The sequence below is a fragment of the Kaistia terrae genome, from assembly GCF_026344005.1.
In the GTDB taxonomy this organism is placed as follows: Bacteria; Pseudomonadota; Alphaproteobacteria; order Rhizobiales; family Kaistiaceae; genus Kaistia; species Kaistia terrae.
The window spans coordinates 991,715-1,014,312 of the sequence record NZ_JAPKNH010000001.1 but is presented as its reverse complement, the minus strand read 5'-3'; the positions used below and the strand labels follow the sequence as shown (position 1 = coordinate 1,014,312).

The following is a 22,598-nucleotide window of genomic DNA, read 5'->3' as shown; positions in this document are numbered from 1 at the left end:
GATTCCCTCGCGAGCCGGACGCCCTACTGATGCGATTTTTCCTTTTTGTCGCGACCCTTATCGGCGTTGCCTTGCTCGGTGGCTGCGCTTCGCCCTACCCGCCGCAGGATCCCGCGACCTATAAGGCGCTGATCGCGCCCTATCGTCTCGACAGCGGCGATCGCCTTCGTGTCGTGGTCTTCGGGCAGGCAGATCTGACGAACAGCTACACCATCGACCAGGCCGGCTACATCTCCGTGCCGCTGATTGGCGCCGTGGCGGCACGCGGCCGCAGCACGCAGGAGATGGAAGGCGACATCGCCGCCAAGCTGCGCAAGGGTTTCGTGCGTGATCCTGATGTCTCGGTTGAAGTCGATCGCTACCGGCCGTTCTTCATCATGGGTGAAGTAACGAGCGCAGGCCAGTATCCCTACGTGAACGGCATGACGGCGCAGACCGCGGTCGCGATCGCTGGCGGCTTTACGCCACGAGCCCAGCGTGCAGATGTAGACGTCACTCGCCAAGTGAACGGAAAAGTCACGACTGTCCGGCTATTGCCGACGCAGCCGATATTCCCCGGCGATACCGTCAATGTGCGCGAGCGCTTTTTCTAAGGCCAAATGTCCGAACAGTTGAATGATTCTCATGCGCATCCGGGCGCCAGCCTCAGGATTGTTCACTGTCTTCGTTCACCCGTCGGCGGCATCTTTCGCCATGTGCGAGATCTCGCCAAGGCACAGGCCGCCGCTGGTCACAGCGTCGGAATTCTGTGCGACTCGTCGACTGGCGGTCCTCGCGAAGAGGAATTGATCCAGGCGCTCCTGCCGTATCTGGAACTGGGGCTGCACCGAACGCCGATGCGGCGCCACATCTCGCCGTTCGATATCCTGGCGCTGCTAAGTCTCTTCCGCCTCATCAAGGGGTTGCGCCCCGATATCATCCACACGCATGGCGCCAAGGGCGGGGTGTACGGGCGAACGATCGGTACGCTCTTGCGCGTTCTTGGTTCGCGCGTCGTCCGAATCTACTGTCCGCATGGCGGCAGCCTGCACTACGACACCGCGACGCGGTCTGGTCGGTTGCTCTTCCGTATCGAGCACCTGCTGGAACGCCTGACCGACGCGCTCGTGTTTGTTAGCGCATACGAGGCAAAGACCTACGGGCAAAAGGTTGGAGCCCCCCGGAAGCCTTGGCGGATCGTGCCGAACGGCATCAGTGAAGTGGAATTCGAACCGGTCGAGACACGGCCGGATGCAGCGGATTTCCTCTATATCGGCATGATGCGCGACCTGAAGGGCACGGACGTCTTCATTGACGCGCTCGCGCTGCTTCGCGACAAGCGCGGCGCCGCGCCGACGGCCGAGATCGTTGGAGACGGCGACGACAAGGAACGATATCAGGCTCAGGTCCGCAGGCTGGGCCTGGAGGCAACGACGCGGTTTCATCCCGCCATGGCGACGCGGACCGCGTTTGGAATGGCCCATATCGTGGTCGTGCCGTCGCGCGCCGAATCAATGCCCTATGTCGTTCTCGAAGCGGCAGCGGCCGGCCGCCCGATCGTCGCCACCCGAGTCGGCGGCATTCCGGAAATTTTCGATACAGAACAGGGCCGGCTCGTCGCCCCGAGCGACATCCGCGCCCTGGCGACCGAGATGGAGCTTCTTCTCGATCATCCTGCCCGCGCCAACGAACAGGCGCACCGGCTGCGTGAAATCGTGCGCCCGCACTTCTCGATCCAGCACATGACGGATGTCGTCGATGCGCTGTATCGTGATTGCCGGAGCGGCGAGACTGTGGCTGCCGGTAGCCGGCAACCCCTCCTTTAGCTCGCTTAGCGGGCCGTCCACACGGCCAGAGGCGGGTTTCAAGAGCCCCTTCATAGCTCGCAAGGCGATGGCTCTCGACGCTCCCCAAAAGTGGTTCGCAGCAAAGGTTTGTTAGCGCTCGACAGCTATTCTGCTGCCGTCCTTTACAGTTTGGCGACGCATTGACAATCAATCCCTCACAGCGCCACGACATGACGATGATGCGTAGCTCGCTGAACGAGCACGCGCGCACGGTCGCGGCAAGCCTTTCGACCGAAGCGTTTTCGCCGCGCATGCTCGCCGGAACTATCCAGGCGATAGAGGCCGTCGCGCTTGTCACCATCGGCTGCATCTTCTGGCTTGCATCCTCGCCAGATACCGCCTCGTTCGAGTGGGGCGAAGCGATACCGGTCATCGCCGCGCCACTGATCGTCATTTTCGCGATCCGTTCGACGGGCGGCTACACCGTCGGGGCGCTTCGCAACTATCTGCCGGTTCTGTCGCGCATCCTCATTGCCTGGGGTCTGACGATCGCCATCATGGCTGCCGCCAGCTTCTTCTTCGGATTGGATTCCGGTGGCCGACGAGTGTGGCTCGGCATCATGTTCCTGATGGGCGTCGGGTTCTTTATTCTCGAACGGGTCGCGGTCGCGGCGCTTGTCAGGCGCTGGACACGACAGGGCCGACTGGAACGCCGGGCGGTGATCGTCGGCGGTGGCGAGCAAGCGGCCGAGCTTCTGGCAGCCCTCGGGGACCAGGCCTCGACCAATGTCCGGGTTTGCGGCCTGTTTGATGATCGCAACGACGATCGTTCGCCGGACGAAGTCTCCGGCGTGCCAAAGCTCGGCACCATTGCCGAACTGGTCGAGTTCGCCCGCCTCGCGCGCATTGAACTGTTGATCGTCGCCCTGCCGATGAGCGCCGAAAGCCGGATCCTTCAGGTCCTGAAGCAGCTTTGGGTTCTGCCCGTCGATATTCGCATTTCCGCCTTGGGCAGCAAGCTGCGCTTCACCCCCCGCTCCTATTCCTATGTCGGCCCGGTTCCACTGATCGACCTGTTCGATCGGCCGATTGCCGGCTGGGACTCGCTCGTGAAGCGCGTGTTCGATGTGGTCATTGCCAGCCTCGCCCTGATCCTGCTGTCGCCGGTCATCCTGGCGACTGCGATCGCCATCCGGTTAGACAGCCGCGGGCCGATCCTGTTCCGGCAGAAGCGCTATGGCTTCAACAACGAGGTCATCGACGTCCTGAAGTTCCGCTCGATGTACCATCACATGAGCGATCCCGAGGCCAAGGTCGCCGTGACCAAGAACGATTCGCGTGTCACGCGGGTCGGTCGCATCATCCGCCTCACGTCGCTGGACGAGCTGCCTCAACTGGTCAATGTGCTGCGCGGCAACCTTTCTCTGGTCGGCCCCCGGCCGCACGCGGTCAACGCCCACACGGAAAACCGGCTCTGGGACGAGGTCGTCGATGGATATTTCGCGCGTCACAAGGTCAAGCCCGGCGTCACCGGCTGGGCTCAGATCAATGGCTGGCGGGGCGAGGTCGACACGCCCGAGAAGATCCGACGTCGCGTCGAGTTCGATTTGCAATATATCGAGCGCTGGTCCGTCGCCTTCGATCTGTACATTCTGGTGATGACGCCGTTCTGCCTGATCAATACCGAGAACGCTTATTGATGCGCGTGGTGACGCGACCCAGCGCAATTCCGGCGCGCATGATCGCCAACGCGATCATCGGGACTCTCGTCTTTCTCAGCGGCTTCGTTCTTTATGAACCGGCCCCTTCCGACCTGCTGCTGTGCCTCGTCGTCGCCGTCTGGGCCTTTGTCGGCCTGAAGCTGAGCCGGCCGATGCTGCCCATGATCGTGCTGATGCTGGCCTATATGGCAGGCGGCCTGCTCTCATTCACCCAATTGGATGCGTTTCAGAAGCCGGCCGTCTATATGGCGGTCACGGCCTTTCTGGTCATCTCGTCCATCTTCTTCGCGGCTGTCATCCAGGTGGATACGGAGCGCCGGCTGCTGGTGATAGAACGCAGCTACGTCGCTGCCGCCATCGTCTGCGCGCTGATCGGCATTCTCGCCTATTTCGGCAAGTTCCCTCACGCGGAGCTTTTCACGCTGTATGACCGCGCCAAGGGAGCGTTCAAGGACCCGAATGTCTTCGGGCCGTTTCTCGTGCTGCCGCTGGTGGTGCTGACCCGGGCCGTGCTGACAGATCGCCTGGCGAATTCGTTCTGGCGCATGGCCGGCATCCTGATCCTGCTGGCCGGCATCTTCCTGTCCTTCTCGCGCGCGGCATGGGGGCTCGCCGTCTTCGCCCTGTTCGTGGTGACGGTGCTGGCCTTCCTGACCGAGCGACGCCCAAGCCACCGGCTGCGGATGCTCGCCTATATCGCCGGGGGAATCCTCGTCATCGCGCTGCTGCTGGCGCTGCTGCTATCGATCCCGCTGGTACAGGATCTCTTTGCCCAGCGCTTCAAGCTGGTGCAGGAATATGACGGCGGAAGGCTCGGCCGCTTCGAGCGGCACATCATCGGCTTCTTCCTGATCCAGGAACATCCGCTCGGCCTCGGCCCCTTCCAGTTTGGCATCCGGATGGGCGAGGACGAGCACAACATGTGGCTCAAGGGCTTCACCGCCTATGGCTGGCTCGGCGGCTTCGCCTATATTGCGCTTGTCGTCTGGACGCTGGTGATCGCGACGCCGCTGATCTTCAAGAAGCGACCCTGGACGCCCTTCATCCAGAGCGTCTACGCCGTCTATCTTGGCCACCTGATCATCCACAACGTGATCGATAACGATCACTGGCGGCATCTCTTCCTGCTCTACGGCCTGCTGTGGGGCATCTACTCGGTCGAGTGGAAAACACGACGCCTCGCTCGCCAGCAGCCCATTGCCTCTCCGATCATCTTCGGACCGGTCGCGCTGCCGCGCGCAGCCTAGAGTGCCTTTTTAGCGAAGCGGGTACGGGCTCGCGGAAAGAAAATGCGACCAAACAAGCAGCTAGAGAATTGCGCCGTTTCAAAGAAAGGGTGAAATGCTCCAGGAGGAGGGGCGGACGGGCATCTACCCTGCCCCGCCATATTCAACGAACTCTGACAACTAGGAGCTCGGCATGCGCGCCAGGCGGCACGCCGCGCGCATGCAGCAGGGCTCAAGCCGCGCGATCTTGGCGGCGCGACCTCAACTCTTGCCAGCGTCGCCCCCTGCGGCCAGCAACCTGCCATTGGCCTCTACTTCGCGCAAAAGCTGGCTCAGCCCCTCGTCGGACACCATCCCGATCGCCTCTGAGAGATTGCACCACTGGCGCTTGCGTTCGCCCCGCTCGCGCCAATGCAGCAACGTTCCCCGCACCCGCAGCGCAAACATCGTGACGATGCAATCGACAGTCGACTGGTCGCGAAGAATCTTGGTGTAGCTGTAGGAGCCGATATCGCGATCGCAAATGTCGCCGATCACGCCCGCTTCCTCGAAGGCTTCGGTAGCCGCGCTCTCGGACGGCGTTCGCCCGTCATCCAGCCATCCCTTGGGGAATAGCCAGCGGCCACGCTCACGCGACGTGACGAGCAGGACGCGAATGTCGCCGCGCTTGTTGCGTCGCCAAGGCAGCGCACCAAATTGTTGGAACGAGTCGCCATCCTCGATGGGAACAATTCTTCTGGAGGGGCGCTCCATGATCAACTCGTCCATCAGGCACGCCCCCGAGGTGCTGCGGCAACATCGCGAAGCGTGGTGTCGATGCGAGGAGCGAAGACAGGCAGAGATGAACGTACAAGCGCGAGCGACATGTCGCCCGATGAAGACTTACCGGAACGGAACGTAAATATAGACTTGAAATCTGGCATTAGAAAACTCCGGCACCGTGTCACTTCACACGATGATCTGGCTTGCGGATCGGCGATCGATGCACCCGGAGTGGAAAAGAACTGCGCGATGGTCAGCTCGTGAAAACCCCACTCCAGGAAAAACCCCGCGTTTTTCCGGAGAGCCTTGCAACAAAAAAATGAAACATCATCAGCATAGTGAATTCATGTAATCCAAGAATCTGACTAAACTATGATTCAATTTAGGAAATTCCCCGGCGCATAACAAGAATTATGTCGCAGGAAGCTCCAGCCTCGACTGCAAGCTGAAGGGGAGCGTGGAGCCGAAGAAGAGAATCGGCTCGCCGCAGAGCACGCGGACAAAAGGAGGGCCAAATCATTTGCCGTTTTGATCCGGCCCTCTCTATCTGTCGTCCAGCGACGCGCGCTGCGAGCGACCGCTATTTGGCTAGACCAGATTGATTGTCCCGGTAGGAAGATCATAGACCGCGCCGACGACGATCAAGTCGCCTTTGGCGACGAGCTCGCTGAGGATTGGTGTCGCCTGACGCAGCCGTTCGACATTGTGGCGGACGTTGGCGATGACAGCGCGGTCCGCCAGATCGTCACCCGGAATGTCCACGACCGGCACGATCGCCGGCGACATGGTGTCGACGAGGTCCTTGATATGACCGGGAAGGTCATTGCCGTTCTGGATGGCCGCAACCGTTGCATTCACCGCGCCGCAGCTGCTGTGACCGAGGACGACGATCACTTTGGTGCCGAGCACGGCCGCGCCGAATTCGAGGCTTGCCAGCCCTTCCGTCGTAACGAAATTGCCCGCCAAGCGGACGACGAACAGATCGCCAGGCCCCTGGTCAAAGGCGAGCTCCGGCGCGACGCGCGAATCGGCGCAACCGAGGATGGCGGCAAACGGCGCCTGGCCGACGGCGCGGCTGGCACGACCTGCCGAGAAGTCACGCTCGCGCGGCTCGTTGGCGACATAGCGCGCATTGCCTTCGATCAGCACCCGCAGCGCCTCGGTAGGCGTCGCCGCCCCGCGCTCGGGCGGCGCAACCGCAGCGCCCAGCGTGTGGTCGCTCGCCCGCATAGGCGCGTAGCGTCCGGCGGCGCGTCCCAGACAGATGTCGCACATGGTGCCCGTTCCTCTTTTGTCGATCTGACGAAATGATCCAATGAACGGCCTCGGGGAAATCCGAGCGTCGCCGGACAGCGTCGCGATGAAGTCGGCGACGCGTGCGTATTCAGATGTACGACGACGCGCGAGTCGGCGACAGAGCTGAGCGTCCTGGTTGTGGCGCAGGCAGCGAAAATTCGGCGGCAACGGCGGCGCGATAATACTGGCGATGGGCGACGCTATCTGACGCCGGCGCAGCCGATCCCAGCGATGCCCTGCCCTTTGGCAAAGCTCCGTCTTCTTGCCCCGGTCGTGTCGATCCCGAGCGGGCGGCGCCCTTGGGTGCCGCCCGTCCTGGTCGCTTCTGTTACTTGCCCGGCAGATACTTGCCGATATTGATCAGCTGGACGCGGCGGTTAATCGGGTTTTTCGGATTCTTGACGTCTTCCAGCGCCTCCTGGCCGAGGCCGACCGCTTCGACGCGAGCTGGGTCGACGCTGAAAGTCGTCGTCAACGCCTCAACGACGGCGTCAGCGCGGGCCTGGCTCAGCGCCAGATTGTCCTTGCGGTTGCCGGTCGTGTCGGTGTTGCCCGTGACGACAAACTTGTATCCCCCCAGCACGGGATGATGCAGCGCATCGGCCATCGAACCGATTGTCGAATAGGATTCGGGCCGGATGATCGCCGAATTCAGCGCAAACTGGATCTGGACATCGATCTGGGCGAGATTATTCAGCAATTCCAGCGGCTTCCAGGTAATCGGCATGCCGGGATTGTCGATCATGTGCTGCTGTACCGCCTGGCGGATCAGCGCTGCCGTGAGACCGGGAGGGGCGGCCCGCGCCGCGCTCCCCATGGTCTGGACAATCTGGTCGCCGCTTAGCGCTGTTTGCGCACTGGCAGGGCTGTGCGCGCCGCCGAGCAACGCGACGACAGCAACAGCGAACGACAGGGACGATGTATTCCGGATTGATCTCGACATGACGCTCAATTCCACCCGGCGTTGGTGATGGCAGTGGTGCAGCGCTTGCTAACGACTTTCTTGGCGGCGTTCAGGCAGCCGAGATAGTGCGCGTTTCCAGGCGCCGTTCCCTGGCAGAACTGCGTCGCATCACCGCGACAGGCCTTGGTCACGGCCGCCTGTGCCGCGAGGCGAGCGTCCAGCGACGCCACCACGGCCTTGTAGTCGGCGATGCATTGCGGATTGATCTTGTCGGCGCGCTGCGTCAAGCAATCCCGGAGCGCCCCACCACCCAGATTGACCTTGGGACAGAACTTTACAATGTCCTTGCCGCAACTCTGAGCGAGCAAGGCACCCGCTTCGGAGTAGCTGATTGTCTGCGCCGATACCGTCCCGGCCAGGCTCATCAAGAGCCCCGCTGCGAGCCCGGCCCGGACCAATTCTCGATATGAAAAAATCATTGGCTTTACTCCCCCGCTAAACCAGCCACGGTCTTCGGGACAATGCCCAAACCGAGCGCCGACACTGCCAATCCACAACCGATGAATGCCCGCCCTAGCTTCGTGGTATGGGCCGGCTGCAGAGGAACCTGCGTCGACCCAAATCCGAAACTCCCCACCAATCCCCTGCGGCAGGTGCGCTATTTATGCACAGATTCGACAAAGGCCAAGGTGGATTTTCATGGAATTCGCGCTGCGATCGCTCTTGGCGAAAGAGCCTGTCTTCGGTTCGGCAGGCACTGTGACCTGAGCTTCGCCCGATCGCACGCCGAGCAACGAACCCGGATCGTTCAGGAATGTTCGGCCACTCGCCAAAGGCGGCAGTTGCGACTTCTGCCTGGTATGAGCACGGAACGGTGGCGAACTAACTGAAAAGCGCTGTCGATGCGACCGAGCCGATGATCTGCAGGGATTGTACGGGAAGCCGCTCGTGCTCCCAATCAGCCTCTTAGGGCGATCCGAAACAAAGAGCTAAGTGTTGGTCGGAACGGCAGGATTTGAACCTGCGACCCCTTGTCCCCCAGACAAGTGCGCTACCAGGCTGCGCTACGCTCCGTAACCATCGGATTAAATCCGCATTCTATTCCAGGGCCTTGGCCCCGAAGCGGTCGAAACCGCATCGACAGTCACTGGTTGTCTGTCAATGCGCCGCTGGTAGCATGGTTCGATCGGGCTTGTCACCGGCTATTCGGCACACGCGTCCCGAGGTCTCATCATTTCGGTGGATGGTTCGCTTTCTTCGACAGAAAGCCGGCACGCATCGCACCCGTCCAGTGCCGACCGCCTAGCGGACGTTGTCCAGGATGCGCTTGCACTCGAGCAACTCCATCAGCGTCGACTGCAGCCTTTCGCGATCGCCATGTCCGAGACCGGCGGGTGGCTGGGCGTGACGCTCGGCCGGACGTGACGCAGGCGCTGCAGCTTCGGAATCGGGCTGGTCATAGCCGCCCTGACCACCCTGCGCCCGGGACGGTGCATAGTGAGTATCGCGACGGTCCGGTGCCGGTTGCGGTGCGTATTGCGATGGCTGGCGCGATTGCGCGCCGCTCCGCTCGGGCGGCATCGGCGATTCGGACACCAGAGGCGGAAGATAGTCCTCCGCCGAAGATGGCAAATCGGGCGGAGCCGTCGGAATACGCGAGTGTACCGGCGGTGACTGGCGCTCGCCCGATACGTGGACCGAAGGTGCTACGGGATGGCGATCCAGCGACGGTTCCGCGCGCGTTCCGAACTGGGGCTCGCGCCGACCGCCGCTGTCGACTTCGTCGGAATCGACGTCGAAATCGTCTGGCTCGGAAGCCGTCTCGAAATCCATATCCTGGGCGGTATCGTCGCCATAATCGTCGGGCTCGCCACCTTCGGGAGCGGGATCGAGACCGATGCCCTGCCCTGCGACGATGACATGCCTCGGCCCCTGTTCCTTCAGGATCCGCTGGACGCCCTTGATGGTATATCCTTCGCCATAAAGCAGTCGCCGGATGCCTCGCAGCAGCTCGACATCGTCCGGGCGGTAGTAGCGCCGACCGCCGCCTCGCTTCATCGGCTTGATCTGGGTGAACCGGGTCTCCCAGAACCGCAGCACATGCTGCGGCAGGTCGAGTTCCTCGGCCACTTCACTGATCGTCCGGAAGGCGTCAGGACCCTTGGACATCAACTCTCACGCTTCGGCGCCCACTTCGTCCGGCTGAGATGATCACTCGTCCTCGGACGTGTCATGCCCGTTGGGGACGAGAGAGCCGTTGATCCTCTGCTTGAGGACATTGCTGGGCTTGAAGACCATCACGCGGCGCGGTGCGATCGGAACTTCTTCACCCGTCTTTGGATTGCGCCCTACCCGCTCCCCCTTGGAGCGGACCAGGAACGATCCGAATGACGACAGTTTGACAGATTCGCCCCGCACTATGCACGCACTGATCTCGTCGAGAACAGACTCGACCAAATCGGCGGATTCCGTTCGCGACAGACCGACCTTTTGATAAACCGCCTCACAAAGGTCGGCGCGCGTCACCGTCTTGCCTGACATGGTCTCGTTTCCCGATGTTCTGCTTGGTGACCCAACGTAACTTCCCCACCGGCAAGCCTATTGCCAGAGCAGGGAACGGTCAACGTCCTTCATCCTAAGGTCCGGGCATCTCTGGCAGAATCCTACCAGCGAAGCAGCACGGAGCCCCAGGTGAAGCCGCCGCCCATCGCTTCGAGCAGGATCAGGTCGCCGCGTTTGATGCGACCATCGTCACGCGCGACCGAAAGAGCCAGCGGGATCGAAGCAGCGGAGGTGTTTCCGTGCAGCATGACCGTGCGCACAACCTTGTCGCTTTCGATGCCGAGCTTCTTGGCGCTGCCATCGATGATGCGGAGGTTGGCCTGGTGCGGAACGAACCAGTCGACATCGTCGGCGCCATAGCCGGTTGCCCGGAAGGCGTCCTCGATCACGTCGGTGATCATGCCGACCGCATGCTTGAAGACCTCGCGGCCCTCCATGCGCAGATGGCCGACCGTGCCCGTCGAAGACGGTCCGCCGTCGACATACAACTTTTCGCGATGGCGGCCGTCCGAGCGCAGATGCGTCGTCAGCACGCCGCGGTCCTCGCGCGTACCGTCCTGGACGGAGGCACCAAGAATGACCGCGCCAGCGCCATCGCCGAACAGAACGCAGGTCGTGCGGTCGGTCCAGTCGAGGATGCGCGAGAACGTCTCCGCACCGATGACGAGGATTCGCTTGGCCTGGCTGGCGCGGATGAACGCGTCGGCGGTCGAAAGCGCGAACACGAATCCGGAGCAGACCGCCTGCATATCGAAGGCCGCGCCATGTTCCATGCCGAGCTTGCGCTGCACGGTGACGGCGGTGGCGGGGAACGTATCGTCGGGCGTTGCCGTCGCAACGATGATCATGTCGATCTCGCCGATGGAAAGCCCGGCATCGGCCAGCGCGAGCTTCGCCGCTGCGGTCGCCAGATCGGACGTCAGCTCGCCGTCGGCGGCGATGTGCCGCTCGCGAATGCCGGTACGCTGGACGATCCACTCATCGGAAGTATCGACAATTTCCGACAGCTGCGCATTGGTCAGGGTCTTCTCGGGCAAATAGCTGCCGCAACCGAGAACGACCGAACGGATGAAACTCACATCACACCTTCATCGACGATCGCTGCCACTCCCCGCGCAAAACCCGCGCGGTGGTAGTCGGAGAGATCCTGATTAATCTTGGACAGGAAGTCGTTCTTGGCCATGCTGTAGCCGACTTCAATCGCATTGGCGAAACCGACACCGTCCGTGCCGCCATGGCTCTTGATGACGATGCCGTTCAGGCCAAGCAGGACGGCGCCGTTCGAGGCGCGCGGATCGAGCTTCTGGCGCAGTTGCTGGAACGCGCCCTTGGCAAACAGATAGCCGATCTTGCCCATCAGCGTCCGGCTCATCGCGTCGCGCAGATGCGTCGAGATCTGGCGCGCCGTACCTTCGGCCGTCTTCAGCGCGATATTGCCGGCGAAAGCCTCGGTGACGACGACGTCGACCGTACCCTTACCGATATCGTCACCCTCGACGAAGCCCATATAGCGCAGGTGCTTCAGGTCGGCCTCGCGGAGGAGCTGCCCGGCGACGCGGACTTCCTCGAGACCCTTCATTTCCTCGACGCCGATGTTGAGCAGGCCAACGGTTGGCCGCTCGACATCGAGAAGGGCACGCGCCATGGCGCCGCCCATCATGGCGAAATCGATCAGTTGCTGCGCATCGGCGTTGATGGTCGCGCCGACGTCGAGCACGACGCTTTCGCCGCGCAAGGTCGGCCAGATCGCGGCCAGAGCTGGGCGTTCGATGCCGGCCATGGTGCGCAGGCAGAACTTCGACATCGCCATCAGCGCGCCGGTATTGCCGGCGGAGAGCGCTGCGTCGGCATCGCCCTTCTTCACGGCTTCCAGCGCTCGCCACATGGACGATTTCCAGCGGCCCTTGCGCAAGGCCTGGCTGGGCTTGTCGTCCATCTGGACGGTGACTTCACAATGGGTGAAGGTCGATGCCGCCTTGACCCGAGGATACGACTCGAGAAGCGGAAGAACCGCCTTCTCCTCGCCGAAGAGCTGATAGCGCAGCTCAGGACGACGGACCAAGGCAATATCGGCGCCCGCGAGCACTACCGCGGGACCGTTATCGCCGCCCATCGCGTCGATCGCTATTCTAATCGCTTGAACCATTCCGCCCCTGTTCGACGCGGCCGCTCTGAGCGAAGGCCCGGCGACGACGGCGCTGGAAAATAACTGTTTCGGCCGGTGAAACAACAGTCTTTCAACCACCGTGTGGCCGATTCAAGACCTTCTAGTATTATTTGTCGCGGAGCTTCGACAGAGCCGCGAAAGGCGACGCCGGATTTTCAGCGCCCTCTTCCACCGTTTCCTCCAGCGTCGCACCGGGTGCGCGCGGGTATGGATCCAGCGCCAGCGCCAGTTGTTCGGCCAGGATCGGCCCGAAGTCGATCGAATTGCCCTCAAGCGGCTCCGGCGGATCTTCCTCGTCATAGACGACGATCACCTCGGCCTCGGCGACCGTCTTCGGATCGGCGGCGATCGCATCGGCCGGCAGGAAGCTCAGCGAGAATCGGTGATCGATTCGCGAAGGCACGGGCTGCAGCGTCAGCACGCAGGGCTGCACGACATCGGCGAGAATCCGCCCCTCGACCTTGACGCCCTTCTGGCCCCAAGGCGCGATATCGAGATCGGCCGTGAGGTTCTCCAGCGACAGAAGGTCGAAATCCTTCTTGAGGGCAGCGCGCTCGGTGTCGTTGGCGACGAGGTGCTGCTTCGCGCCGGACTTGCCAAGGTGAGAGACGTCAAAAGAGCGGGTGAAGGTGAGTTCGGTCATCATGCTGCCGCCGACGAAGAAGGAAGGGGGGAATAGTCGAGTTTGCCGGAGAAGATCGTCGGCAGCGATTGCGCCGCCAATGTGCCGACGGCGGCCTCCATGTAGCCGGCGATCCGCCCCCCGACGCCCGCCGGCGCGCCGTCGGGAAACACATTGCGCTCGATCGCATCGACGAGCTTGGCACGATCGCCCGAGAGAAGCGCTTCGTCATAGGCGCGGATGCGACCGAAGAAGGCCTCAGCCATTTTCTTCAGCTTCTTGGGCACGGAAATATCGCCGACGCCCATTTCGCGCAGCGTTCCGTCCATGTCCTTCAGGAAGATGTCGAATACGTCCTGGCCGACCTGGCGGTCGTCGGCGCTTTCAGCCTTGAGTCGATGAAACAGCAGAAAGCCATGCAGCACGACCATGTCGAAGCGGCCATCCAGCGTATCGGGCACAGCGAATTCGGTATAGAGCGCGGGTTGCCGTGCCTGCGCCACGATGGCGCCGTAAAGCGAATATGCTATGGCCTCGTTCCTGCGATTGCGAGTGAACAGGCGGCGGAACATTCGACCGATCTCCAATATCCGGTTGGTCCGTTGGGCAGGGTGACAGCGGTCTCTTGCCAGAGATGGTGCTGTCCGCCGCCCTTGCAAGGACGATTGCCACGAGCCCTAGCGCACGCTAGGGAGAATGCCAACCCAGTCACTGGGCGAGGAGAATGGAATGGAGTTCAGCATGAGAGATCGACGCTTGGCTGTCAGCCCCTTCGTGAGGCGCGCCGGCGTTGGCATGCTGGCGGCGGTTGCGATCGTTTCGCTTGGCGCCTGCACCAAGATCACCAGCGGGGCCAGCGGCCTCGGCGGCATCAACGAAACCTACCAGTCTGGCTACGTTCCGCCGCGCAACGCGATCGAGCAGGTGCCGGTCGGCGCCAGCCGCGAGCAGGTCCAGATCGTGCTTGGTTCGCCCTCGACCACGGCCGAATATGACGGCGAGGTTTATTATTACATCAGCCAGACGCGCAAGCGTCCGGTCGCCTTCATGAACCGCAAGGTCGTCGACCAGAAGATCCTGGCGGTCTATTTCAACAAGAAGGGCGAAGTGTCCCAGGTCGCCAATTACGGCATCCAGGACGGCAAGATCTTCGATTACGTCAGCCAGACGACGCCGACGAGCGGCAAGGACCAGGGCTTCCTGGAGCAGGTTCTGACCGGAACCGTCGGCATGGGCGCCAATCCGTTCGGCGGCTAGTCACCGAATCGATTCGAGACACGAATCAAAAGGCCCTCCCCGCGATGCGGAGAGGGCCTTTTTCTTGGGTGGTCCGCGCTATTGCGCGAGCACGGCGAGCAGCAGCAAGGCCACGATATTCGTGATCTTGATCGCCGGATTGACGGCCGGACCGGCCGTATCCTTGTAGGGATCGCCGACGGTGTCGCCCGTCACCGAAGCCTTGTGCGCGTCAGAGCCCTTGTAGTGGGTCTGCCCGCTGGCATCGACGAAGCCGTCCTCGAACGACTTCTTGGCATTGTCCCACGCACCGCCGCCCGAAGTCATCGAAATGGCGACGAACAGGCCGGTGACAATGACGCCGAGCAGCATGGCGCCAACCGTCGAGAACGCCTCGCTCTTGCCGGCGATCCAGTAGATCAGGAAGTAGACGACGATCGGCGCCAACACCGGCAGGAGGGAGGGAACCACCATCTCCTTGATCGCCGCCTTGGTCAGGATGTCGACCGCGCGGCCATAGTCCGGCTTCTCCGTGCCGGCCATGATGCCCGGTTTATCGCGGAACTGCCTGCGCACTTCCTCGACAATCGCGCCGGCGGCACGCCCCACGGCGGTCATGGTGATACCGCCGAAGATGTAGGGAATCAGGCCACCCAGCAGCAATCCAGCCACGACATAGGGATTGGACAGGCTGAAGTCTGGAATGACGCCCTTGAAGTACTGGAAGCTTGTCGACCCTTCCTTGTTCGCCTCGGTGATGAAGTGGGTCAGGTCGTAGTTGTAGGCCGCGAACAGCACGAGCGCGCCGAGGCCAGCCGAGCCGATGGCATAGCCCTTTGTGACCGCCTTGGTGGTGTTGCCGACCGCGTCGAGAGCGTCGGTCGACTTGCGCACTTCCTTGGGCAATCCGGCCATTTCGGCAATGCCGCCGGCGTTATCCGTGACGGGACCAAAGGCATCGAGCGCCACCACCATGCCGGCGAGACCGAGCATGGTCGAAACGGCGACGGCGGTGCCGAACAGGCCTGCCAGCGAATAGGTCGAGATGATGCCGGCAACGATGACAAGAGTCGGTAGCGCCGTTGCTTCCAGCGACACGGCGAGGCCCTGGATCACGTTGGTGCCATGCCCCGTCACCGAGGCCTGGGAGATCGACCGGACCGGCCGATATCCGATGCCGGTATAGTATTCCGTGATCCAGACGATGAGGCCCGTCACGGCGAGGCCGATGAGGCCGCACAGGAACAGGCTCTTTCCGGTGATGAGGAAGCCCGCCGCCGTGCCGATCTCGCCCCAGCCGATCAAGAGATGAGTCGCGACAGCAAGGCCGATGATCGAAAGAAGCGCCGAGGCGATGAAGCCCTTGTAGAGCGCGCCCATGATCGACTGGTTGGCGCCGAGCTTGACGAAGAAGGTACCGGCGATCGAGGTCAGGATACAGGCGGCGCCGATGCCGAGCGGATAGAGCATGATGTTGCCGAAGATCGGCGAGGCCGCGAAGAAGATCGCCGCCAACACCATCGTCGCCACCACGGTCACGACATAGGTTTCGAACAGATCGGCCGCCATGCCGGCGCAATCGCCGACATTGTCGCCGACATTGTCGGCGATGGTGGCCGGATTGCGCGGATCGTCCTCCGGAATACCCGCCTCGACCTTGCCGACCAGATCGCCGCCGACATCCGCACCCTTGGTGAAGATGCCGCCGCCGAGGCGGGCAAAGATCGAGATCAGCGATGCGCCGAAGCCGAGCGAGACGAGCGCATTGATGACAATGCGATCATCCGGCGAATAGCCGGCAAAATGCGTGAGGATCAGGTAGTAACCGGCAACGCCGAGCAGGGCGAGACCCGCCACCAGCATGCCGGTGATGGCGCCCGACTTGAAGGCAATCTCGAGGCCTTCCGCCAGGCTTTTCGTTGCCGCCTGGGCGGTGCGGACATTGGCGCGAACGGAGACGTTCATGCCGATGAAGCCGGCAAGGCCAGAGAGAATGGCGCCGATTGCGAAGCCAATCGCCACGGTCAGCGACAATAGCCAAGCAACGATGACGAAGATAACGACGCCGACGATGGCAATCGTCGTGTATTGGCGCTTGAGATAGGCGTTTGCGCCTTCCCGGACCGCCGCCGCGATTTCCTGCATTCTGGCAGAACCGGCATCGGCCGCGAGGACCGATCGCGTCGCCCAAACACCATAGGCGAGCGCAAGCAACGCACATAGAATTATGAGATAGATCACGTCCACTTTCCTCCTCTGGCCGGCCTTTTATTACGGCCGTCCAAAGACGCCGCGCCGGCTGAACCGTGCGGCGGGAAAGAGCAGCGTTCCTCCCAGCTTTTCCCCCCGTCAAGCGAGTTGAGAACGGCTTTACGACGCGGTCAAGCTTTCTCCCCGCCAGACGATCGGCGCAGCACGAACGACCATGTCAGGGCAACGAGGCTCAGGATCACCACCGGGAAGACGATCATGTTGATGAAGGTCCAACCGGGCCCGCCGATCAGCTTGCCGGAGAGCAGCGATGCTGTAGCCGCCGAGCCTAAGACAAGGAAATCATTCAGACCCTGTACTTTGCCTCTCTCCTCGGGGCGGTAGGTTTCCGCGAGCATCGCCGTGGCGCCGATGAAGCCCAAATTCCAGCCGAGGCCGAGCAGGATCAGCGTGATCCAGAAGTGGGCGAGCGAGATTCCCGAGATGCCGACGAGCGCACAGGCGGTCAGAAGCGCTAAGCCGGCGATGACGATTCGGTCCTTGCCGAATCGAACGATCAGACGGCCGGTGAAAAAGCTCGGGCCATACATCGCCAGCACATGCCACTGGATACCCAGCGCCGCCTCGCCCTGGCTGAATCCGCAGCCGATCATGGCGAGCGGCGCGGCGGTCATGACGAGGCTCATCAGGGCGTAGGAGGAGATGCCGCAGAGCACCGCTGCGATGAAGCGCGGCTGGCGGGCGATGACTTTCAGCGACCGCCCCTTCGGCGCGTCCAGCAGCGTCTCTACCGGCCGCGGCGGCACGACGTCACGCACCTGGCTCGCAATCAGCAGGCCGATTAGGCCGAGCCCTGCCGCGGCCAGAAAACTGCCAATGAAAGGAACCGGTCCCAGCCAGCCATTGGTCAGGATGACGGTCTGCGGTCCGATGATGCCGGAAAACATGCCGCCCGCCATAACGAGCGACATCGCCTTGGTGCGTACCGAAGGGCTGCCGGCATCGATGGCGGCGAACCGGTATTGCTGGTTGAAGGCATTCGACATGCCCATCAGGAAGAGCGAGATCACGAAGAGCCAGAAAGAGCCCTGCAACAGGGCGAACGTTGCCAGCAGGCAGCCGAAGATTGCCGGCGACGCACCGAAGACGAAGCCTTTGCGGCGGCCGATGCGGCCCATCAGCATGGCGGCCGGAATGGTGGTCAGCGCCGCGCCGAGCGTGGAGGCGGTGATCGGCAGGGTGGAGAGGGACTTGTCCGCTCCGAGCAGATAGAAACCCGCCAGGCCGCCCAGCGTGACGGCAATCGGCAGGATCGACGCGTTGACCGCATTCGCCGACATCAGGACGAATGCGTTGCGGCGGATCTGACGATCGAGCTCAAAGCTGTTCTGGGTATCCACGACCGCTCTCCTGCGCCCGACCGGAATCGGCAATATCTGCGCCGAAGCAAAATCGTCTGTCACATTTCGCCGTTTCGCGGAAACGGAGCAATGCGACAGGTTCTGCTTGGTCGCGTTTTCTTCGCGCGAACCACTTCGCGCAAAAACGCTCTAGCAGAAATGCGCTCGGCGATCAGAAATGATCGTGCGAGGCGCGTCCCAGAGTGATTTCTTCTCCCGCCGCGTCGATCACGGTCGGCGCGCCCTCACCTTCAACGATGCGGCCGATCCGGGCGACGGAAATTCCCGCGCGGGCGGCGGCCGCCTCGTAGTCTGCAAAGCGATCTGCCGGCATGGTCGTCAGGATCTCGTAGTCATCTCCACCCGTCAGCACACTGGCGAGTACCGTCGGGTCGGCCGCCATCAGCGCTCGCGCCGCATCGGAGAGCGGAATTCGCTCGGCCTCGACGAGAGCGGAAACGCCGGAGGTGCGGGTGACATGGCTCAGATCGCCGATCAGCCCGTCCGAAATGTCGAGCGAGGCGGTGGCGAAGCGGCGCACAGCCTCCGCCAGGCCAAGACGCGGCTGGGGATGCAGATAGCGGTCGAGCAGGTGGGCAGCGCCCTCGCCTGCCGCGCTGCCGTCCAGCGTGCCGAGTCGAAGCCGCAGCCCCAGCGCCGCGTCGCCGATCGTGCCGGAAACGACGATGACATCGCCTGCACTGGCGCCCGCCCTGCGGACGATGCCGCCTGCCGGAACCTGGCCGAGCGCTGTGACCGACAGCATCAGTCCATCCGGGGATTTGACCGTATCGCCGCCGAGCAGCGGGATGCCATAGCGCTGCTGATCCTCAGCGAGGCCGGCCGAAAAGGCAGCCATCCAATCCTCGGTCCAGTCGGCGGGAAGCGCCAGCCCGAGCAGATAGCCGATCGGCGCGGCGCCCTTGGCGGCGAGGTCGGAGAGATTGACGCGCAGCGCCTTGCGGGCGATCGATTCAGGCGGATCGTCGGGAAAGAAATGAACACCGGCGGCGACCATGTCCTTGGTCAGGACCAGGTCGAAGCCGGGTTCGGGACGCAGCAAAGCCGCGTCATCGGTCAATCCGAAGGCGCCCGGGTCATCGGCCAATGGGCGCAGATAGCGGGCGATCATCCCGAACTCGCCGGGCCGTTCTCCCCGCTCCGGCATGCTCAGTCCTTGTCGGCTGGCGGTTCTTCGCCGAACTCTTCGCCGCGCAGCTTGCGGGCGACGGTGTCGAGCACGCCATTGACCATGCGCGGCTCGTCGCCTGTGCCAAAGAAGGCGCGGGCAATGTCGACATACTCGGTGATGACGACGCGTCCGGGGACGTCCTTGCGGCCCATCAGCTCGTACGTACCGCAGCGCAGGATGGCGCGCAGCGTTACGTCGATCCGCTTCAGGGGCCAATCCGAGGTCAGGGAGACGTGGATCGCCGGGTCGAGGTTGCGCTGTTCGCGCACGACACCGGCGATGATGTCCCGGAAGAAGGCGGCATCGGCATCGCGATACTGATCGCCGTCAACTTCCTTGCCGAGCCGATAGTTCTCGAACTCGGCCACGACTTCGGTCAGTTGCGCACCGCCGACATCAAGCTGGTAGAGCGCCTGAACGGCCGCCAGCCGGGCCGCGCCCCGCTGGTTGGCCGGGCGAAAGGCCCGCGGCGTCGGCGGGGCTTTGTCAGCGGTGGTCATGATCAGAAGCCGAATTTGGTGCGAAGGGCGACCATGGCGAGCGCGGCCTCGGCGGCGGCGCCGCCCTTGTTCTTTTCGCTGACGCGAGCGCGGGCATAGGCCTGCGCGTCGTTCTCGACGGTCAGGATGCCATTGCCGATCGCGAGCGACTCGATCACGGCCATGTCCATGATGGCGCGGGCCGACTCGTTGGCGACGATGTCGTAATGCGAGGTCTCGCCGCGGATAACGCAGCCGAGCACGACGAAACCGTCATACTGGACTTCACCCTCATCCATGGCAGCCAGCGCCATCGAAAGCGCGGGCGGGATCTCGAGGACGCCGGGAACCGATACACGCTCGAAGGTCGCGCCGGCAGCTTCGATGGCGGCCTTGGCGCCATTGAACAGCTCGTCCGAGATGTCGTCGTAGAAGCGGGCATCGATGACGAGAAGGTGGGGGGCCGAATCGCTCATGTTGAGGTTCTCACTTTGACCGGTCACCCGGATAGGAACGGGCGGCAGGTGAACCACGCGGTCCCTGCGCTGTAAAGGGAAAAGAACGCCGCAGCCGCCGCCTTCCCGCCCAGACGGGGCGTTGGCGCAAAGGCTCCGGCGATGCCGATCCAGAGTGGCGGGACCGCATGTCGCCGCCACACGGAGATGCAGCCTACGCGGCTTCTGTCAGACGTGCCACATAGCGCGCCATCTGGTCGACTTCGAGGTGAATGCGGTCGCCCACTTTTCGCGCGCCCCAGGTCGTAACATCGGGGCTCAGCGTGTGCGGGATGAGCAGCACCGAGAAGCGGTTGCCTTCGACCCAGTTCACCGTCAGCGATGTTCCATCGAGCGCGACGGAGCCCTTGGTGGCGATGAAACGCGCCAAATCAGCCGGCGCTTCGAAGACAAATCGCGTCGTTTCGCCGAGATCCTCGCGGCTGACGATGGTGGCAAGGCCGTCGACATGGCCGGAGACCATATGGCCGCCCAGTTCATCGCCAAGCTTTAGGGCGCGCTCGAGATTGAGCGGCTGGCCGGCTTCCCAATGACCGACTTCCGTCAGCGCCAGCGTTTCGGGAGCTGCCTCGACGTCGAAGAAGGTGCGTCCATTCGGCTGCTTGTCGATCGAGATCACGGTCAGGCAGACGCCGGCGCAGGCGATCGACGCGCCAATGGCGATCGTCTCGCCGTCATAGCGGCTGTCGATGGTGATCTTGTTGACGTCGTTGCGGCGCTCGACGGCGGCGACCTTGCCGACGTCGGTAATGATGCCCGTAAACATACTCAGACTGCCCTTTCGTAGCGAACCATTCGGTCTTCGCCGAGACGCGCTTCTTCGAAGCGGCGGAAGCGCGGACTGCGCTCGATTGCCGAGAGCGCGCCGCCGGCGAGCGCACGCACGCCATCCGGCCCGACCACCACCGGCGCGTGAAACAAGACGACCTCGTCCAACATGCCGCGCGCCAAAAGGGACGCAGCGACCTTGGCGCCACCCTCCGCCAGCAGGCGCGTGACGCCGCGCTCAGCCAGCAGGCGCAAGGCGGCCTCAAGATCGACTCCGCCGGAACCGGTGCCAACCTCCAGCACCTCGACGCCCGCCGCCCTCAATGCGACCCGATTGACGAGTGGCGCCTCGGCGCTGCAAACGACCCAGAGTGCGGTGTCGGCGGCGCCCTTCACCAACGACGAATGAGGCGAAAGCCGCGCCTGCGTGTCCAGAACAATGCGGATCGGAGAATGGGCGCGCAGGCCCGGAACCCGGACGGTCAGGCTCGGATCGTCGATCATCGCCGTGCCGATGCCGATCAGCGTCGCGTCAGCCTCGATGCGCATGGTCTGAAGCCGCGCGAATGCCTCGCGGCCCGAGACCAGCATGCGCTCGCCCGAAACGCGGCCGATCATGCCGTCGGCGGAAACGCCAAGCTTCAGGGTGACATGCGGCCTTCCCGCCGCCAGAACGGAGATAACTCCGGCATGCTGCCGCCGCGCCTCGTCGCCAAGCACCCCGGTCGTGACGGCGATGCCGGCGTCGCGCAATTGTGCGTGGCCGCGACCGGCAACGCGCGGATCGGGATTTTCCAGCGCGCTGACAACGCGAGAAACGCCCGCCGCGATCATCGTCTGGACGACAGAAACGCCTTCGACAGGATCGGGCGACGGCTCCAGTGTGGTGTAGAGCGTGGCGCCGCGCGCCGCATCGCCCGCCATGACGAGCGCACTTGTTTCGGCGCGGGCGGCGCCACCGGCCGCCGTCACGCCACGACCGAGGATAATGGGCGTGCCGCTCTCTGAACCCACGACAAGCGCCCCGACGGCGGGCGCGGGCGCCGTGGAACCGAGATTGCGACGGCCGAACCGAAGCGCGACGGCCATCAGCCGGCGGTCCATCTCGGCATCGAAATTGCCGGTTCGCTCAGTCGTCATCCGAAACCCCGCAGATCGTTCGAAAGCGCCTAGCTCTTTGTCGTGTCGCGCCTTCTTGCGAACCGGAATCCACGTCGCTTGAAAGCACTCCGGAGCCCTTCCCCGCTTCATCGAAACGGCGAAAGGCTCCAGATTCTGGCCTAGTCGCGGTCCTCGGTATCCACAAGGTCCTGCGATGAGAGCTCGTCGAGTACGGCGGAGAAGTCCTTGGCTTCGCGGAAATTGCGATAGACCGAGGCAAACCGCACATAGGCGACGTCATCGAGGCCTTTCAGCGCCTCCATGACATAAACGCCAATCTGCTCGGCGTTGATCTCGCTCTCGCCGCTGCTTTCCAATTGGCGAACGACGCCATTGATCATGCGCTCAACGCGATCGGGATCCACCGGCCGCTTGCGCAGCGCCACCTGGACCGAACGCATCAGCTTGTCGCGATCAAAGGGAACGCGCCGGCCGCTCTTCTTCAGAACAACCAGCTCACGCAGCTGGATTCGTTCGAAGGTCGTGAAACGACCGCCGCAATCCGCACAGACCCGCCGCCGCCGGATGGACGTATTGTCCTCCGACGGGCGGGAGTCCTTCACTTGCGTGTCGTCGCTACCGCAATAGGGACAACGCATGGGTTTTTCCG

General features: G+C 63.0%; 23 protein-coding genes and 1 tRNA gene. 5 read left to right on the top strand and 19 right to left on the bottom strand.

Annotation, left to right across the window (positions count from 1 at the left end):
• Positions 1 to 29 precede the first annotated feature (29 nt).
• From OSH12_RS04695 to OSH12_RS04680, 4 genes are all read left to right on the top strand, one after another.
• Positions 30 to 593 (top strand): polysaccharide biosynthesis/export family protein, encoded by a 564-nt coding sequence (locus OSH12_RS04695; protein ID WP_266342458.1) that lies wholly within the window; start codon positions 30 to 32, stop codon positions 591 to 593.
• A 6-nt stretch (positions 594 to 599) separates the two neighbouring features.
• Complete coding sequence (locus OSH12_RS04690) at positions 600 to 1,805, top strand: glycosyltransferase (protein ID WP_266342314.1); 1,206 nt, start codon at positions 600 to 602, stop codon at positions 1,803 to 1,805.
• A 197-nt stretch (positions 1,806 to 2,002) separates the two neighbouring features.
• Positions 2,003 to 3,466, top strand: coding sequence for an undecaprenyl-phosphate glucose phosphotransferase (locus tag OSH12_RS04685; protein ID WP_266342313.1), 1,464 nt, complete (start codon positions 2,003 to 2,005; stop codon positions 3,464 to 3,466).
• A gap of 8 nt (positions 3,467 to 3,474) precedes the next feature.
• Positions 3,475 to 4,734, top strand: a complete 1,260-nt coding sequence (locus OSH12_RS04680) for an O-antigen ligase family protein (RefSeq protein WP_266342312.1) — start codon at positions 3,475 to 3,477, stop codon at positions 4,732 to 4,734.
• Positions 4,735 to 4,974: 240 nt separating this feature from the next.
• Here the strand turns inward: OSH12_RS04680 and OSH12_RS04675 are convergent, their stop codons facing one another.
• The 11 genes from OSH12_RS04675 to OSH12_RS04625 form a co-directional block, all read right to left on the bottom strand.
• A complete protein-coding gene (locus tag OSH12_RS04675) occupies positions 4,975 to 5,481 on the bottom strand; it encodes an NUDIX hydrolase (RefSeq protein WP_266342311.1) in 507 nt (168 codons plus the stop codon).
• A gap of 582 nt (positions 5,482 to 6,063) precedes the next feature.
• The gene (locus tag OSH12_RS04670; protein ID WP_266342310.1) at positions 6,064 to 6,750 is read right to left on the bottom strand and encodes a carbonic anhydrase; all 687 of its coding nucleotides are present in this window, start codon (positions 6,748 to 6,750) and stop codon (positions 6,064 to 6,066) included.
• Positions 6,751 to 7,099: 349 nt separating this feature from the next.
• Positions 7,100 to 7,714: an OmpA family protein gene (locus tag OSH12_RS04665; RefSeq protein WP_266342309.1), complete on the bottom strand. Its 615-nt coding sequence runs from the start codon at positions 7,712 to 7,714 to the stop codon at positions 7,100 to 7,102.
• A gap of 5 nt (positions 7,715 to 7,719) precedes the next feature.
• Positions 7,720 to 8,100 carry a hypothetical protein gene (locus tag OSH12_RS04660; RefSeq protein ID WP_266342308.1) on the bottom strand — a complete coding sequence of 127 codons (381 nt, stop codon included), beginning with the start codon at positions 8,098 to 8,100 and terminating at the stop codon, positions 7,720 to 7,722.
• A 572-nt stretch (positions 8,101 to 8,672) separates the two neighbouring features.
• Positions 8,673 to 8,749 (bottom strand) — tRNA-Pro (locus OSH12_RS04655).
• Positions 8,750 to 8,977: 228 nt separating this feature from the next.
• The gene (locus OSH12_RS04650; protein WP_266342307.1) at positions 8,978 to 9,844 is read right to left on the bottom strand and encodes a MerR family transcriptional regulator; all 867 of its coding nucleotides are present in this window, start codon (positions 9,842 to 9,844) and stop codon (positions 8,978 to 8,980) included.
• Positions 9,845 to 9,886: 42 nt separating this feature from the next.
• Positions 9,887 to 10,216: an integration host factor subunit alpha gene (locus OSH12_RS04645; protein WP_266342306.1), complete on the bottom strand. Its 330-nt coding sequence runs from the start codon at positions 10,214 to 10,216 to the stop codon at positions 9,887 to 9,889.
• A 122-nt stretch (positions 10,217 to 10,338) separates the two neighbouring features.
• Positions 10,339 to 11,316, bottom strand: a complete 978-nt coding sequence (locus tag OSH12_RS04640) for a beta-ketoacyl-ACP synthase III (RefSeq protein WP_266342305.1) — start codon at positions 11,314 to 11,316, stop codon at positions 10,339 to 10,341.
• Entirely contained in the window at positions 11,313 to 12,383 is a 1,071-nt protein-coding gene (plsX, locus tag OSH12_RS04635; protein WP_266342304.1) for a phosphate acyltransferase PlsX, read from the bottom strand. Before plsX ends, OSH12_RS04640 begins: the two co-directional genes overlap by 4 nt.
• A 127-nt stretch (positions 12,384 to 12,510) precedes the next feature.
• Entirely contained in the window at positions 12,511 to 13,050 is a 540-nt protein-coding gene (locus OSH12_RS04630) for a YceD family protein (protein WP_266342303.1), read from the bottom strand.
• Positions 13,047 to 13,598, bottom strand: coding sequence for a ubiquinol-cytochrome C chaperone family protein (locus OSH12_RS04625; RefSeq protein WP_266342302.1), 552 nt, complete (start codon positions 13,596 to 13,598; stop codon positions 13,047 to 13,049). Before OSH12_RS04625 ends, OSH12_RS04630 begins: the two co-directional genes overlap by 4 nt.
• A 169-nt stretch (positions 13,599 to 13,767) precedes the next feature.
• Here OSH12_RS04625 and OSH12_RS04620 point away from each other — a divergent pair, with 169 nt between their 5' ends.
• Positions 13,768 to 14,283 carry an outer membrane protein assembly factor BamE gene (locus OSH12_RS04620; RefSeq protein ID WP_266342301.1) on the top strand — a complete coding sequence of 172 codons (516 nt, stop codon included), beginning with the start codon at positions 13,768 to 13,770 and terminating at the stop codon, positions 14,281 to 14,283.
• A 78-nt stretch (positions 14,284 to 14,361) separates the two neighbouring features.
• On the opposite strand, the gene OSH12_RS04615 is transcribed toward OSH12_RS04620, so the two are convergent.
• The 8 genes from OSH12_RS04615 to nrdR form a co-directional block, all read right to left on the bottom strand.
• Positions 14,362 to 16,509, bottom strand: coding sequence for a sodium-translocating pyrophosphatase (locus OSH12_RS04615; RefSeq protein ID WP_266342300.1), 2,148 nt, complete (start codon positions 16,507 to 16,509; stop codon positions 14,362 to 14,364).
• Between the two features lie 134 nt (positions 16,510 to 16,643).
• Positions 16,644 to 17,873, bottom strand: coding sequence for an MFS transporter (locus OSH12_RS04610; RefSeq protein ID WP_266342299.1), 1,230 nt, complete (start codon positions 17,871 to 17,873; stop codon positions 16,644 to 16,646).
• A 172-nt stretch (positions 17,874 to 18,045) separates the two neighbouring features.
• Positions 18,046 to 19,041: a thiamine-phosphate kinase gene (gene thiL / locus OSH12_RS04605; protein WP_266342298.1), complete on the bottom strand. Its 996-nt coding sequence runs from the start codon at positions 19,039 to 19,041 to the stop codon at positions 18,046 to 18,048.
• A gap of 2 nt (positions 19,042 to 19,043) precedes the next feature.
• On the bottom strand, positions 19,044 to 19,565 hold the full coding sequence (nusB, locus tag OSH12_RS04600) for a transcription antitermination factor NusB (protein ID WP_266342297.1): 522 nt from the start codon (positions 19,563 to 19,565) through the stop codon (positions 19,044 to 19,046).
• Between the two features lie 2 nt (positions 19,566 to 19,567).
• The gene (gene ribH, locus OSH12_RS04595; RefSeq protein WP_266342296.1) at positions 19,568 to 20,020 is read right to left on the bottom strand and encodes a 6,7-dimethyl-8-ribityllumazine synthase; all 453 of its coding nucleotides are present in this window, start codon (positions 20,018 to 20,020) and stop codon (positions 19,568 to 19,570) included.
• 193 nt (positions 20,021 to 20,213) lie between these two features.
• Complete coding sequence (locus OSH12_RS04590) at positions 20,214 to 20,825, bottom strand: riboflavin synthase (RefSeq protein WP_266342295.1); 612 nt, start codon at positions 20,823 to 20,825, stop codon at positions 20,214 to 20,216.
• Positions 20,826 to 20,827: 2 nt separating this feature from the next.
• Positions 20,828 to 21,967 (bottom strand): bifunctional diaminohydroxyphosphoribosylaminopyrimidine deaminase/5-amino-6-(5-phosphoribosylamino)uracil reductase RibD, encoded by a 1,140-nt coding sequence (gene ribD / locus OSH12_RS04585; RefSeq protein ID WP_266342294.1) that lies wholly within the window; start codon positions 21,965 to 21,967, stop codon positions 20,828 to 20,830.
• Between the two features lie 140 nt (positions 21,968 to 22,107).
• Positions 22,108 to 22,587 carry a transcriptional regulator NrdR gene (gene nrdR, locus OSH12_RS04580; protein WP_266342293.1) on the bottom strand — a complete coding sequence of 160 codons (480 nt, stop codon included), beginning with the start codon at positions 22,585 to 22,587 and terminating at the stop codon, positions 22,108 to 22,110.
• Positions 22,588 to 22,598: the final 11 nt, after the last annotated feature.